The following is a 14795-nucleotide window of genomic DNA, read 5'->3' as shown; positions in this document are numbered from 1 at the left end:
GCAATAGTGAGAGGGGCGCGTCATTGCAACCACAATGGCCCAACCGATTTGGGCCAGGTCAGCGCAATGCGACGGTCATTGGCGCGTTGCTCACGAATTTTTCGTGGCTGAAGGCAGGCGGTTCGTCACCAACGCCCATGCGGGTAACATCGGCCCCGAGTTCGGTCTCGGGACTGAAATCGGCTTCGTCATGATCGTAAATGACAGCGAAATGTTCGGAGGTCATCACAACCGGGGTCATGAATACATCGGCGACATGCTCAAGATCGGGCGCGATCAGTTCGACTTCGCGGGGCTTGCCGATGGTCCGCTTGGCCAGTGCAAGGGCGATAGGGGTGGTGGAAGCGTCGTCTTCAACTGCCCCCCACGTCAGGTCAAACAGGTTGGCAAGTGCGCCCAACTCGCTGCCGCCTGCCAGTGAGGCAGTGCGCAAGCCATCCGCGCCGGTCATTGTAACTGCGGGTTTCACTGTGTCGGGAGCCGACCGGATCGAGGCGGTATTGGTGCGATCAATGATCATTTCAACCGCGCGCTGAGCGCCAGGTTCGGCCGGAGACGGCGCATAGGCGGTAACAATGTCGGACTGACCAGCGGACATCAGAACCCGCGCCGCGGGAATTGGTGCGCCCAGTTCGGCCAGTGCGGTTAGGGCCGTTTCGCCGGTCTGATCAGGCGGAAGTGCGGCGGCGGTCGCAACAAGCATGGCGCTCGACTTCATCGCGGGTTGTGGCGCTTCGAGGGGTTGGCTGCCGGTCCGAGAGAACGGCATGTCGCCGGGTTCTGGCGCTGCGGCGACCTGTATGACCTCGCCGAGCCCTGCAGGGCGCATGAAGGGCGTTGGCGCGATACGAGGTTGGCTCACACTCGCGGATTGAACCGGGGACGCGGACGTCGCCGTGACTTGATCTTCGTCGTCACCAGCATCATCACCGAAAAACAGATCCATCAATGTGGTGCCGGAGCGTTTCGGCTCGGCGCTGGCAACTTCGGTGCGACTGCTTGTGCCATTGCACGGCACCATATGGCAGCGTTGCCACTGCGCCAGGGCATATTGCCTGCCGGTGTTGGACAGAGGTTTGCCGTCAGTGGGCACATGCAGGGTCTTGCCATCGGGAAAGACCTGTTTGAGTTGGGCGCGAGTCATGCGTGGCCAGGCGCGGACATTACCAGTGTCCAGATGCACGAACGGACTGCCCGATGTTGGATAATAGCCGACGCCACCGACCTGCTTCTTCATGGCAACCGCACGCAGTTTGGTCAGGGAAATGCCTGGAATAAAGAAATCCATGGCGTGGCCCTTGGTATGCTGGGAATCCTTGGCGACTCCGGAACCGGCTCTTGAGCGCAGCATCTCATTGGTTGCGGGCGCCCGGTAAGCCGATACAACGTTGATCGGCTGGGTCGCACCAACTTCCTGGTATACTTCCCAGATCAGGTCGAACAGCTTCGGATCCATTTTTGCCGGCTCGTTTCGGCGCCAGTCGCGCAGGAAATAGTTGAGCTGGCTCAGGCCCGAGGTCACGTAACGTCCGTTGCGCTTGAAGACGATCCGGGCGGTTTCCTTGGTGTGCGTATAATAGAGGAAAAGCGAGCGCTCGCTCGCGGCCTGGACAGGCACGATGGCGGTACCCAGCGTCAGCGCAATGCTCATGATTGCTGCAACCAGCAATCGCGCAATATGGATATGCCTCAAAGGTGATGTCCCCGTCACGCCAACACTACTCGCACTACCAATTCAATACTGGAAGATGTTAGCGTAATTTCGATTAGAACTTGTTAACGCTAAACAGTGATGTTTTGACCCATTTCGGCCCCAAGGCAAGTTCATAGGGGCAAAAATGGACAGAACCAAGGCGAATTCCTTAAGACAAGGTAAACTCGGCGGCCTGTCGCAGTCGGTGCAAGCGTTCTATTTGTTGAGTGCGGAAATCAGTTTGGCGTTGTGGCCATAAATATCGGCATAGGAAGTAATGTTGCCGTCGGGCTGCACCCGCAGGGTGAAATATGCGATGTGAACCGGAATCTTGTGCTCGGGATTAACCCAGCGCTCGCTCGAGCCGATCATGGATTCAAGCGAGGCGCGACTGATATTGGGCTCGTTTTTCATCAGGGCGTCGGCGAAATCCATGGGATCCTGCACCCGGACGCAGCCATGGCTATAGGCGCGATAGCTACGCGAAAACAATGATTTGGACGGGGTATCGTGCAAATAGACGTCATGCTTATTGGGGAACAGGAACTTGATCCGACCCAATGCATTGCTCGCACCGGGACGCTGGCGTACGCGGAACGGAAAGCTGTTGCCTAGGCTCTGACCAGTTGACCTGGTTGGCGCTGATCACATTACCATTGTAGATCAGATCCATGTTCTGGCTGGCAATATAGTTGGGATTGGCCAGCGTCTTGCCGGCGATCTCGTTTTTGATGATCGAACTGGGCACGTTCCAGTATGGATTGACCACCAGATGACGAATATTGTCCGAAAAAATCGGTGTCGGATGGGCCTTGCTGCCGACAACGACACGGGTGGAATAAATCGACTTGCCATTCTGATTAACGGAAAGACGGTACTCAGGAACATTGACCAGCACGTTGAAATCGCCCAGATCGGTCGGCATCCAGCGCCACCGTTCCATGTTCGCGATAATGTCATCGCGGGTAACGGTGGGGCCGCCATTCAACGCAGCGATCGTTGCTGGACCAGCGATGCCATCTGCAGTCAGACTTTTGCTGGCCTGGAAATCTTTAACCGCCGCGACAATCGCTGCGTCGTAAATCGACGGATCGTCGACCGTGTCGGTCAAATCGAGGCGTTGACGCAGCAACTGAACGCGCTCGTCGCTCATTCCCAAACGCAATGAAGGTCCGCTCGGAATCGAGACTTTGTCGTTTTTGGCGTCGGCATCAAAATTGGCGAGGGCAGACTTGAGCTGCAGAAACTCGCGGTGCTTGGGCTCAAATTTCGCAAGCACAGTTTTGGGATCCTGACCCTTGGCGATATCGAGAAGCAATTGGGTCGCGTCGAGTGACTTGGGGGCGATGTCGAGATCGGAGGATATCGATCCCGGCCGAATGCGCCCATTGAGAAGATTGTCGGCATAGCGCACCAGCGCTGCTGAAAACGCTGTCTCAAGCGCCGCCATTTTTGCAGGATCGCCAGCGGCAGCCGCCACATCGAGGTTGGGCGTAAGATAATCTGTTGGGCGCAGTCCCTCTTTGGCGGCATCGGCAAAGATCGAGACGATAGCTTGAGCGGTCGGAGAAAAAGCCAAACTACCGTCGGCAGCCTGATTTAGCCAAAGTGGCTCAAAGTGGCGCTCGCCATAGAAGAAGTAGAGCTTTTGAGCCTCGTCATAGGCGGCGGTATCGCGTCTGGCGCCATAATAGGCAGCGGACAGTCCGGTCTTGATGGTTCGCGCTAGTGCTGTCTGGGGCGGCGCAATGACAATACGGGTCAAGGTCGTGCTGGCAACTTTGACATCCTGGGCGGCTGCAGGAAGAGCCATTCCCAGGCAAAGCGTGCTGGCGAGCAGGCAAACTGACAGCTTGATCATGAAATCTTTACCCCCGTGCGGACCAGCGTGCCCTGAAAACGCCGCGATCATGCGCCGATTCCGAGCATTTTACCTACTCCGGAAAGGTTAACAGGTGCAATCGCTCGCGATGTTGTGAGTGCGTGCTGTGGCCTTGTTGCAACGGTGACCACACCGCTCGGCGGTCCCGCACCATGTTTCACCAGTCAAGCGGCATCGCTTTGAACGGAGTCGGCCAATCCATATTCGTGTAGTTTGCGGTAGAGTGTGGACCTGCCAATCTTGAGGGCGCGTGCCACGCGCGACATTCGTCCACCATAGTGGGCAATGGCAAAGACGATGGCAGCCCGCTCGATTTCAGCCAGCGCGGTGATCTCGCCGCTGTCATCCAGAAAGCGGTCCGGATGCGGTTGCTCATCGGGGGGGGCAGCGTGCGCGTGCGGGCAGGGGCGTTGTCGATGTGAGTCGGTGCGGCGGGCACATTGACCTTGTTCAGCGATTGCATTGCCTGATCGCGCCCCGCGGTGTGGGCAATAATTTGCGGGAAATCGACCGTCTCGAGATAGGCGCCATCCGACAAAACAGTGGCGCGGTAGATGGAGTTTTCGAGTTGGCGGATATTGCCTGGCCAGTCATAGGTCTGCAACAGAGCCAGTCCGTCGCCCGATATGCCGAGTATGCGCTTGCCTGTTTCGGCGGCAAAGCGCGCAATGAAGTGGGAGACTAGTTCGGCGATGTCCTGCTTGCGTTCGCGCAGGGGCGGCACATAGATGGGAAAAACATTGAGTCGGTAGTAGAGGTCTTCACGAAACTCGCCGGTTTTTGCCAGATTGAGCAGCCGTCGATTGGTGGCGGAAATCAGTCGCACATTGACGCGTTCAGGTCGGGTCGCGCCAATCGGCTCGATTTCACCTTCCTGCAACACACGTAACAGTTTGACCTGCATTTCAGGCGGTAGTTCACCGATCTCGTCCAGAAACAGGGTGCCATTGTGTGCTTCGGCAAATTTTCCGGTTCGGTCGGCGTGGGCGCCGGTAAACGAGCCCTTCTTGTGGCCGAACAGTACGGATTCAACAAGATTGGGAGGAATGGCGCCGCAATTGACGGTGATAAAGGGTTTGCCTGAACGGTCGCCGGTGCCCTGGATAATGCGCGCGATCAGTTCTTTGCCAACGCCCGTTTCGCCCTCGATCAATACCGGAATGGTGCTTTTGGCGGCCTTGGCGCACAGCTCGAGAACACGCGTCATTGCAGGCGCTCGTGCAATCATGTCTGCGGCCGTGAACGTACCGCCACGTCGGGAGCGTTCTGCACGGACTGCTGACTCAAGTGTGTCGAGCTTGATCGCGTTGCGCAGTGATATGATCAGCCGTTCCGGCGCCACTGGTTTGACAAAATAGTCAGCCGCACCCTGACGCATGGCGGTAATAACTGTCTCCAGCGAGGAATGGGCGGTCTGGATGATGACAGGGGTGCGCAACTCTTCGCGGCTCATGGCTTCCATGACGGCCATGCCATCAAGATCGGGCATGACCAGATCAAGAATGACCGCGCCGATCGACCGGTCGTCGCGCAAGATAGACAGCGCCTGTTCGCCGCCGGTTGCGGTAAGCGGCTTGAAACCGGCGCGATTGGCCACTTCGGCGGTGAGGCGCAGTTGCACCGGATCATCGTCGACAATTAGAACGCGCGTCATCTGACCTCTTGATAATTTCTGGTCGTGCACGAATCGTGCTGTGCCGTTTTGGGATGATGATGAACAAAGGGCCTTAAGAGGGGATTAATCATACCGAAGTTGCCCTTTGGCGCGCAGAAAATTGCCAGCCTTGGCAGGGGCGCGCTGTCTGGCTATGGTCCGGCACAAATTCAAGCCGTCCAGGAGCGCCTTCATGATCAATTTTGCTCAAGCCAGCCAATCCGCAAGTCAGGAAGGACCGGACAAATTCGGCAAATTGCCGGTATGGGACCTGAGTGATCTTTATCCGGGTCGGGACAGCGCCGAATTCAAAGCGGACCTGGAAAAAGCCAGTGTGGATGCGGCCGCATTGGAGGCCCGATACAAGGGCAAACTTGCCGAACTGACCAAGGCGGGCAAGTTGATCGAGGCGATTGCCGATACCGAGGCATTGGGTGATCTCAGCGGTAAGATCGGCTCCTATGCTTTTCTGCAATATGCGCAGAACGCAACTGACCCGGACCGCGCCAAGTTTATGGGCGATGTCAATGAGGCGCTGACCAAGCTTTCAACCCGGGTGCTGTTTTTTGAACTTGAGGCTCAACCGGATCGAAGATAGCGTACTTGAGAAGGCTTTTGAGGGCGACGCGGCTTTGGCGCGCTATCGGCCATGGTTTGAGGAACTACGCAAAGCAAAGCCCTATCAGTTGGAAGACCGTGTGGAGGAACTGTTTCATGACAAGTCGACCACCGGGTTTTCTGCCTGGAACCGCCTCTACGACGAGACGTTGGCGGCACTGACGCTTGACGTTGACGGGGAAACGCTCAGCCTTGAGGCGACGCTACATCGCCTTTCTGATCGCGATGCGAAAACACGCGAGACCGCGTTTCATGCGATCTCGAAGGTGCTGACGGACAATGCCCGTCTTCTGACCCACATCACCAATGTGCTGGCAAAGGACAAGGAAATTTCGGATCGCTGGCGCGGTTATGGCGACATTGCCGACAGCCGCCATCTGGCCAACTCGGTTGAGCGCGAGGTGGTGGATGCGTTGCAGAGCGCGGTACGCGAGGCTTATCCGCGTCTGTCGCATCGGTACTACAAAATGAAGGCCAAATGGTTCGGGCAGGAAAAGCTCAACGCCTGGGACCGCAATGCGCCGCTTCCAACGTCCGATGATCGGGTTTTCGACTGGGAAACCGCCAAGACCACCGTGCTTGATGCCTATGGTCAGTTTTCACCAAAACTGGCCGAATTGGCCATGCCGTTTTTTGACGGTGGCTGGATAGATGCACCTACCGGCAAGGGCAAATTGTCTGGCGCATTTGCCCATCCTACCGTGCCGAGCGCCCATCCCTATTTGATGCTCAACTATATGGGGCGCGCGCGAGATGTGATGACCCTGGCTCACGAATTGGGCCATGGCGTGCATCAGCGCCTGGCCGCCGCACAGGGGCCGCTTCTGGCTAATACGCCATTGACGCTGGCGGAAACCGCAAGCGTATTTGGTGAAATGCTGACCTTCCGCTCGATTCTCGACAAGACCACCGACAACAAGCAGCGTTTCGCACTATTGTCGTCCAAAGTCGAAGACATGCTCAATACGGTGGTTCGTCAGATTGCCTTTTATACCTTTGAGCGCGAGGTACATCTGGCACGACGCAAAGGCGAATTGCGCACCGAAGAAATCAATGCGCTCTGGATGGATGTACAGCGGGAAAGTCTCGGTGATGCCATAGAATTCAATGAAGGCTATGATGTGTTCTGGAGCCTACATTCCGCACTTCATCCACTCACCGTTCTACGTCTATGCCTATGCGTTTGGTGATTGCCTTGTGAACTCACTCTATGCGCAGTATGAAAAGGCATCGGATGGCTTTGCGGAACGATACTTCGATCTGCTAAAGGCAGGTGGGTCCAAGCATCATTCCGAACTGTTGGCGCCTTTTGGCCTTGATGCGAAGGATCCGCAGTTCTGGTCACTGGGCCTGTCGATGATTGAGGGATTGATCGATGAGCTGGAAGCGACCAGCGGCGCTTAGTGCGATTTGAAGCGCAGTCGGCGTGCCTAGACTAAAGACTAATTCAAAATTGAGGACAAAATGGCCAATAAGCACGAACCACTACCCCCATTGGTTCACGAAAGCGCAATGGACTACAAGCAGCACGAGCAGACCTACAATGGGTTTGTGTCGCTGATCAAATATTCGATCATCACTACGGCTGTCGTCGTGGTGATCCTTTATTTCCTGGTCCAGCCATAAGCGCTGATCCAGGTAACACCCGAGCCTGCCGTCCGGCGGGCGGCAGGAGACGTTCATGAACATCGCAATAGTGCGCGAGCGCTTCGACGGCGAAAATCGCGTTGCGGCCACACCGGAAACGGTGGGTAAACTGGTTGGGCTTGGCGCCCAGGTCAGCGTCGAGAAAGGTGCCGGTCTCGGATCGCGCATGCTGGATGCCGAATATGAGGCTGCGGGCGCCAAGATTGCGGCTACAGCTGGCGCAGCGCTCAAAGGTGCTGAGGTGGTTTTGTGCGTACGACGGCCAGACGCCGCCAGCCTTTCAGGTGTCGCCAAGGGAGCGTTGGTTATCGGTGCCCTCGATCCATATGGCAATGACAAGGATATCGCCGCACTGGCCAAGGCGAATGTGACAGCAATGTCCATGGAGTTCATGCCGCGCATCACGCGTGCTCAGGTCATGGATATCCTGTCGTCACAAGCCAATCTGGCTGGCTATCAGGGGGTTATTGACGCCGCGGCAGAATTTGATCGGGCCATGCCGATGATGATGACGGCAGCAGGCACGGTTCGACCAGCCAAGACCTTTGTCATGGGCGCGGGCGTTGCCGGGCTGCAGGCAATCGCGACGGCCAAGCGCCTCGGCGCCGTCGTTTCCGCGACCGATGTTCGGCCGGCTGCCAAGGAACAGGTCGAGTCGCTGGGCGGCAAGTTTGTTGCGGTTGAGGATGAAGAATTCAAGCAGGCTGAGACTGCTGGCGGCTATGCCAAGCAGATGTCGGCGGCCTATCAGGCCAAGCAGGCCGAACTGACCGCCTCTCACATTTCCAAGCAAGATATCGTAATCACTACCGCGCTGATTCCTGGACGTCCGGCGCCGCGACTGGTCACCAAGGCGATGGTTGAATCCATGGCGCCAGGCTCGATAATTGTCGATCTGGCCGCCGAGCGCGGCGGCAATGTGGAACTGACAGTTCCGGGCAAGATCGTCGAGCACAACGGTGTCAAGATCATTGGCTATACCAATGTGCAGGGTCGCATTCCGACGACGGCGAGCCAGGCTCTACGCGCGCAATCTGTTGGCGTTCCTGACCACATTGATCGATGCCAAAACTGCTGGATTGGCAATTGATTGGGACGATGAACTGGTCAAGGCGACCGTGCTGACACGCGACGGTGCGGTGGTTCATCCCAACTTTGTCTCGGGAGAGACGGACAAGGCCAAACCCGCCTCGGCTGCTGCCAAGTCTGGAGCCGCCAAGACTGCGACGGCAAAGACTGCGACGGCAAAGTCTACGTCAGCCAAATCGAGCGCCACCAAGGCAAGTACGCGTAAGGCACCGGCCAAAAAGGCTAGGTCGGGCGCGGCAACTACAAAGGCCAAACCGCGCGCGGCCAAGCCTGCCAAGACGCCGTCCCAGCACGCGGCCGTTCGCAAGGCAACCGCGGTGATGGACACGGCGGCTGCCGTTCCTGCCAAAACTGCAACAGCGCGAAAGTCGACCTCGACGCGCAAACCGGCGGCCAGTAAATCAGGCTCCGAAGGACACCAAATAATGGAAACAACGGCAGAACAAACCGCCGATGCGCTCGCCGCTGCGGCCCACGCTGCCAGTGGCGGTGCGATCGATCCATTCACCTTTCGCCTGGCGATTTTCGTGTTGGCGATCTTTGTGGGCTATTTCGTTGTGTGGTCGGTTACACCGGCGCTGCACACACCGCTGATGAGCGTTACCAATGCGATTTCCTCGGTGATCGTTGTGGGGGCACTTCTGGCCGTTGGCGTGCAACTAGCGGCCGACAGCAACTGGATATCGAAGGTGTTTGGCTTCATTGCGCTGATCTTTGCCAGCGTCAATATTTTCGGCGGATTCCTCGTCACCCAGCGGATGCTGGCAATGTACAAGAAGAAGGGCTGAGCCGATGATCTCTGCAGATATTGCAGCCATTCTTTACCTGATTTCAGGCGTTCTGTTCATTCTTGCGCTGCGTGGCCTGTCTAGCCCCCGTTCAGCCCAGCAGGGCAACCGCTTCGGCATGATCGGTATGGGCATCGCCATTCTGACGACGCTGGCACTGGCGGCGCCGTCAGATTTTATCAGCTGGTTCCTGATCATTGGTGGTATCGGCATCGGCGGTGCAATTGGCGCATACATGGCGCGCACCGTCAAAATGACAGACATGCCGCAACTCGTTGCCGCATTTCACTCGCTGGTTGGTCTGGCGGCGGTCTTTGTCGCTGCCGCGGCGCTCTATGCGCCTGAGGCGTTCGGTATCGGTGAAACCGGCGCCATCCATGCCCAGGCCCTGATCGAAATGAGCCTTGGCGTTGCCATTGGTGCTTTCACTTTTACCGGTTCAGTCATCGCCTTTGCCAAGCTCAATGGCAATATGAGCGGCAAGCCTATTATTTTGCCATCGCGCCATATGATCAACATCGCCATTGGCGTGATCCTGGTCATTCTCGTTATTGCGCTGACCATGACGGCCAACCCGGTTTATTTCTGGTTGATCACGATTTTGGCCCTGGTGCTGGGCGGGTTGATGATCATCCCGATTGGCGGGGCGGATATGCCGGTGGTGGTGTCGATGCTCAATTCCTATTCGGGTTGGGCGGCGGCCGGTATCGGCTTCACGCTTGGCAATTCGGCTCTGATCATTACCGGGGCGCTGGTGGGCTCATCGGGTGCCATTCTGTCCTACATCATGTGCAAGGCGATGAACCGCAGTTTCATCTCGGTGATTCTGGGCGGTTTTGGCGGCGACGCGGCAGCAGCCTCGTCGGGCGTTGAAGATGATCGTCCCGTCAAGCAGGGCGCGGCGGACGATGCTGCATTCCTGATGAAAAACGCCACCAAGGTCATTATCGTGCCGGGCTATGGCATGGCCGTGGCGCAGGCTCAGCATGCGCTGCGCGAAATGGCCGACATGCTCAAAAAAGAAGGCGTCACCGTCAAATACGCCATTCACCCGGTGGCCGGTCGTATGCCTGGGCACATGAACGTACTTTTGGCTGAAGCCAACGTGCCCTATGATGAAGTGTTCGAGCTAGAAGACATAAACTCCGAATTCGCTCAGACAGATGTGGCCTTCGTTATCGGCGCCAATGACGTGACCAATCCTTCGGCCAAAACCGACAAGACATCGCCGATTTATGGCATGCCGGTGCTCAATGTCGAAGATGCGGGGACGGTATTGTTCATCAAGCGCGGCATGTCAGCGGGGTATGCTGGCGTGCAGAACGAATTGTTCTTCCGCGACAACACCATGATGCTGTTTGGCGACGCCAAGAAAATGACTGAGGACATCGTCAAAGCCCTTGATCACTGAATACCAAAGCCCGCTTCGGCGGGCTTTTTACTGGCTGTGGGACAGGATGTTGACGATGTTGCCAAAGGGATCACGTACGAAAAATCGGCGTACACCCCAAGGCTCATCGGTTATCGGATAGACAATTTCAAGGTCGACCCTGCCGGCACGTTGATACAATTGGTCTACATCGTCCACTTCGATGGATATTGCTGGCACCGGTGTATCCGAGCCACCTTGGCTGGCGACGCTCATCTGCGGGGTCATTGTGGCGTCCCCGGAGACGAACGTTTTTATCCAGCCGTGATCCATGGCCAGTTCCAGTCCCAAAAAGTCCTGATAAAAGCTTTGCGCCTGTTGGGGATCATCGGCGAACATATTTGCAACGATGCGGCGAACGGTCACGGCTGCCCTACTCTAGTAATGGGGTGGTGGCGGTTCGGCACGTGTATCTCCAGCGCCACCGCCGGTCAATTTGGCTTGTTCTTCCAATAATGTCAGTTTACGCGTCAGCAGGTCAATAACGCGCCATTGCTTGGTGATGGTGCCGTTTAGCTCATCAATCGTGTGATCCTGATAGGCGATGCGCATTTCCAGCGCATCGAGTCGCTCGGAAAGGTTGGTCGGGTCGGTCATGATCAGGCTCCAGCCGGGGAGAAGCGCTGTTATTGAACCGCAGACCGTTATTGGTCAAGCGAGGCGACTTGACGCTGGTGGACTAGCCCGGTTAGGCTCACGCCATGTTCTTGCATGCGCCGGCTTGGTGTCCCATGTGAGGGGCGAACGAACAGTGCCTGCGAGAAAAAGGATTGCGGTATGGGCAAGACTCTCAAGATCGACATATTTACCGACGTGGTGTGTCCGTGGTGCCTGGTGGGTTCGGTGCGTCTGGACAAGGCGATTGCGACGCTCCCCGACGAGATTGAGGTGATTGTCGATAATCATCCATTTTACCTCGATGCCAATACACCCAAGGAGGGTGTTTTGGTAGCCGATGTGTTGCGGGCGAAATATGGCAAGGACCCGCGGGAAATGTGGGATCGGGTCGAAGCGGAGGCGCGAAAGGACGGTGTTGACCTGGACCTTGCCAAGCAGCCGATGCGCTATCCAACGGCGAAAGCCCATACCTTGACGCGCCTCGCCAAACCGTTGGGCATTCAGCACGAGTTCGCCAATGCTATCGCCGAGGCCTATTTTCTCGAACACCGTCAAATCAACGACGATAATGTTCTGGCCGATATTGCGGTCGAATTCGGCTTTGATCGAGGCGACGCGATGGATGCGATCAACGATGAGCACGAGCTGGCAATCACTGAGCAATTGGCGACACAAGCGTCGGAGCAGGGCATTACCGGCGTTCCGTTTATCGTTCTCGGCCAAAAATACGCACTCTCAGGGGCTCAACCCCAGCAGGTGTTTGAGGACGCGATAGCCCAGACGCTGGCGGAGATGGACTGAATGAGGTGGGTCAAACGCGTTGGCATTGGGCTAATCGTCCTCGCAGTTCTGGCTTATGGCGGCGTGGTTTTGGGCATGTCGGTCATGCAGCGGTCGCTGCAATACGACACTGAAGGGGCAATAACAGAGCTGGCCAGTACGGACATAGTTGGCGCTGAGGACGTAACAATCCCATCAGGCGATGGCACCTTGGCCGCGTGGTATGCGCCGCCGCAGACGGGCAAGCCATTGATCCTGTATTACAAGGGCAATTCAGGCAGCTTTAGCCACGAGCACGAACGCTTTGCGCGCTGGACGCAAGATGGCTTTGGCTTTTTGGCTTTCGATTATCGTGGATTCCCGGCCTCTCCGGGTAACGTCTCGCAAGCGGGTATCCTTGAGGATGCACTAGCAGCGTTTGACTGGGCAGATACCAAAGGCTTTCCGATTGTTATCTGGGGACGTTCGCTCGGGTCGGGGCCTGCCAGCTACGTTGCCAGCGTGCGCGATGCCGACGCATTGTTGCTTGAAACCCCGTTCTTTTCAGCCGTCAATGTTGCCGCCGAGCGCTATCCGCTCCTGCCGGTCTATTGGGTGATGCAGGATCAGTTTCCTGTTAACGAGTGGATCACCAAGGTCAGCGAACCGGTGTTAATTGCCCATGGGACGGCGGACACAACGATTGATGTTTCAAACGCGGAACGGCTCTATAAGCTGGCGCCGAACAAGGACGAACTGTGGATAGTGCCGGATGGCACACATTCAAGCCTCTGGGACGCTGGCATCTGGTACCATGCCGCAGCATTTTTCCAACGGGCAGAGGCTGGGGAGCACGGGTAACGGCCGCTTTGGGCACAGAGAGCCATCTGAAATTGCCCTGTGGTCGACGCAACAAGGCATGCAACGTCTATATGACATTGTCGGACAGTGATGGTAGCCGCGGCCCTGCGGATCAATCAATATCGCAAACGAAAACGCCGTTCGCGGGGAACGGCGCTATCAAAATTCGCTGTTGCGCTGGTCGACTTAGGTGCGCGGCGTTGCCGCCGGTGCCGCAGCGGCTGCTGATGGGCGCGGTGCACTTGGACGACCTGAAGATGGTGCGGGCAGACCGCTTTCGCGTTGAGCGCGCTTACGAGCCAGTTTACGGGCGCGGCGGATAGCCTCAGCCTTCTGGCGTGCCTTCTTTTCAGAGGGCTTTTCGTAATAATTGCGCAGCTTCATTTCACGGAAGACACCTTCGCGCTGCAGCTTTTTCTTAAGCGCGCGCAGCGCCTGGTCAACGTTATTATCGCGAACGACTACTTGCAAAGGTCAACCGCCCTTTCGAAGCTTGGACAATGTGTGAATGATAGCGCCAAGGCCAAAAAGCCTCATCGCCGACCAGCTGAGCTAGTCATCGTGGCGCGCTGTATAGCCCAAGCGTCGGCACTTGTCCACACTTGGCGCCGGAAAATCATGTTCTGGCCGGAATATTGCGCCAATGGCGCGGCGGATCACCGTGTCGCAGCTTATTTGGGCACAATCCTATTGAAATGACCCATCTTGCGGCCAGGACGCGGCGCAGTTTTACCGTATAGGTGGGGCTGCGAACCTGCCGCCAACAGCTCTTCAAGGGCCAGCGATTCGTCGCCGATCAAGTTCTGCATCACCACGTCAGCCAAACGGGTCGGATCGCCGAGTGGCCAGCCGAGAATGGCGCGAATGTGCTGCTCGAACTGATCGGTCAGGCACACTGCTTCGGTCCAATGGCCGGAGTTATGTACGCGCGGGGCAATTTCATTGACGATAAGGTTGGGACGATCCTGGCCGGGCACAACAAAAAACTCCACGCCGAGCACGCCGACATAGTTCAGAGCGATGACGATTGCCTTGGCGGCCATGCCGGCGTGTTTTTCGAGTGTCGGGGAAATGTTGGCCGGAACAGTGCTGGTGTGCAGAATGTGGTTTTTATGCAGGTTCTCGGCGGCGTCGAAGGTTTTGACCTGGCCCTGAACATTACGGGCGACGACAACCGAAATTTCCTTATCGAAGGGGACAAACGCCTCGAGAACCAGCGGTTTGGGGGTGAGTGTGGCGAAGGCGTCTGCGGCATCATTCAGTGACTTGATCAGCCGCTGGCCCTTGCCATCATATCCAAGACGCGTGGTTTTGAGCACGGCGGGCGTGCCGAGGTCTGCCAATCCCTGCCGCAGCTGATCGAGGGTTTCGACGGCGCGATAGGGTGCCACAGCAATATTGCGGGCCGCCAGAAACGACTTTTCTGCCAACCGGTCCTGTGAGATGGCCAGCGCATCGGCGGCCGGATGCAGCGGTTTGCGCGCCGCTAGGAATTCAGCAGTGGCAGCGGGCACGTTCTCAAATTCATAGGTAACAATATCGATTGTGTCGGCGAAGGTCGCCAGCGCGCTGTCGTCGTCATAAGCGGCGATTGTTTTATGTGGGGTGACCTCAAACGCCGGACTTTGTGGATCGGGGCAAAAAATGTGGGTGCGCATGCCCAATCTTGCGGCGGCCAGCGCCAGCATCCGGCCCAACTGGCCGCCGCCAAGAATGCCGATCATGGTGCCCTGGGGCAGTGGCAAATTGTTGGACAA

The 14795-nt window shown here is 57.1% G+C and carries 13 protein-coding genes and 2 pseudogenes; 7 read left to right on the top strand and 8 right to left on the bottom strand.

The genetic code is table 11. The annotated features are described in order from the left end of the window. Positions 1 to 58: 58 nt before the first annotated feature. The 4 genes from PSQ19_RS19820 to PSQ19_RS20125 form a co-directional block, all read right to left on the bottom strand. Complete coding sequence (locus PSQ19_RS19820) at positions 59 to 1651, bottom strand: DUF882 domain-containing protein (RefSeq protein ID WP_282217609.1); 1593 nt, start codon at positions 1649 to 1651, stop codon at positions 59 to 61. 258 nt (positions 1652 to 1909) lie between these two features. Beyond that, positions 1910 to 2254 (bottom strand): L,D-transpeptidase family protein, encoded by a 345-nt coding sequence (locus PSQ19_RS09960; RefSeq protein ID WP_282217608.1) that lies wholly within the window; start codon positions 2252 to 2254, stop codon positions 1910 to 1912. Next, positions 2223 to 3605: a L,D-transpeptidase scaffold domain-containing protein gene (locus tag PSQ19_RS09955; protein ID WP_282217607.1), complete on the bottom strand. Its 1383-nt coding sequence runs from the start codon at positions 3603 to 3605 to the stop codon at positions 2223 to 2225. Before PSQ19_RS09955 ends, PSQ19_RS09960 begins: the two co-directional genes overlap by 32 nt. Before the next feature lie 127 nt (positions 3606 to 3732). Continuing rightward, positions 3733 to 5229: a sigma-54-dependent transcriptional regulator gene (locus PSQ19_RS20125; protein WP_456077509.1), complete on the bottom strand. Its 1497-nt coding sequence runs from the start codon at positions 5227 to 5229 to the stop codon at positions 3733 to 3735. Positions 5230 to 5422: 193 nt separating this feature from the next. Here PSQ19_RS20125 and PSQ19_RS09945 point away from each other — a divergent pair. From PSQ19_RS09945 to PSQ19_RS09925, 5 genes and pseudogenes are all read left to right on the top strand, one after another. Then, positions 5423 to 7251 (top strand): annotated as a pseudogene (locus PSQ19_RS09945) (M3 family oligoendopeptidase). A gap of 60 nt (positions 7252 to 7311) precedes the next feature. Beyond that, on the top strand, positions 7312 to 7473 hold the full coding sequence (locus tag PSQ19_RS09940) for an aa3-type cytochrome c oxidase subunit IV (protein WP_282217606.1): 162 nt from the start codon (positions 7312 to 7314) through the stop codon (positions 7471 to 7473). Positions 7474 to 7528: 55 nt separating this feature from the next. After that, positions 7529 to 8666 (top strand): annotated as a pseudogene (locus PSQ19_RS09935) (Re/Si-specific NAD(P)(+) transhydrogenase subunit alpha); the annotation flags it as partial. A 342-nt stretch (positions 8667 to 9008) separates the two neighbouring features. Then, positions 9009 to 9371, top strand: a complete 363-nt coding sequence (locus tag PSQ19_RS09930) for a proton-translocating transhydrogenase family protein (RefSeq protein WP_282220670.1) — start codon at positions 9009 to 9011, stop codon at positions 9369 to 9371. Positions 9372 to 9378: 7 nt separating this feature from the next. Beyond that, positions 9379 to 10782: an NAD(P)(+) transhydrogenase (Re/Si-specific) subunit beta gene (locus PSQ19_RS09925; RefSeq protein ID WP_282220669.1), complete on the top strand. Its 1404-nt coding sequence runs from the start codon at positions 9379 to 9381 to the stop codon at positions 10780 to 10782. Between the two features lie 27 nt (positions 10783 to 10809). On the opposite strand, the gene PSQ19_RS09920 is transcribed toward PSQ19_RS09925, so the two are convergent. Together PSQ19_RS09920 and PSQ19_RS09915 are read right to left on the bottom strand one after the other, a co-directional pair. Then, a complete protein-coding gene (locus PSQ19_RS09920) occupies positions 10810 to 11166 on the bottom strand; it encodes a glyoxalase superfamily protein (RefSeq protein ID WP_282217605.1) in 357 nt (118 codons plus the stop codon). A gap of 12 nt (positions 11167 to 11178) precedes the next feature. After that, entirely contained in the window at positions 11179 to 11397 is a 219-nt protein-coding gene (locus PSQ19_RS09915; RefSeq protein WP_282217604.1) for a SlyX family protein, read from the bottom strand. Between the two features lie 180 nt (positions 11398 to 11577). Between PSQ19_RS09915 and PSQ19_RS09910 the strand changes: the two genes are divergently transcribed. Together PSQ19_RS09910 and PSQ19_RS09905 are read left to right on the top strand one after the other, a co-directional pair. After that, the gene (locus PSQ19_RS09910) at positions 11578 to 12219 is read left to right on the top strand and encodes a DsbA family oxidoreductase (protein WP_282217603.1); all 642 of its coding nucleotides are present in this window, start codon (positions 11578 to 11580) and stop codon (positions 12217 to 12219) included. After that, on the top strand, positions 12220 to 13038 hold the full coding sequence (locus tag PSQ19_RS09905) for an alpha/beta hydrolase (protein WP_282217602.1): 819 nt from the start codon (positions 12220 to 12222) through the stop codon (positions 13036 to 13038). A 186-nt stretch (positions 13039 to 13224) separates the two neighbouring features. On the opposite strand, the gene rpsU is transcribed toward PSQ19_RS09905, so the two are convergent. Next, the gene (rpsU, locus tag PSQ19_RS09900) at positions 13225 to 13509 is read right to left on the bottom strand and encodes a 30S ribosomal protein S21 (protein WP_282217601.1); all 285 of its coding nucleotides are present in this window, start codon (positions 13507 to 13509) and stop codon (positions 13225 to 13227) included. A gap of 200 nt (positions 13510 to 13709) precedes the next feature. Then, on the bottom strand, positions 13710 to 14795 hold the full coding sequence (locus PSQ19_RS09895; protein ID WP_282217600.1) for a 5-(carboxyamino)imidazole ribonucleotide synthase: 1086 nt from the start codon (positions 14793 to 14795) through the stop codon (positions 13710 to 13712).

The organism is Devosia algicola (assembly GCF_028816455.1).
Taxonomy (GTDB): domain Bacteria; phylum Pseudomonadota; class Alphaproteobacteria; order Rhizobiales; family Devosiaceae; genus Devosia; species Devosia algicola.
This window is presented reverse-complemented; position numbering and strand designations above follow the sequence as displayed.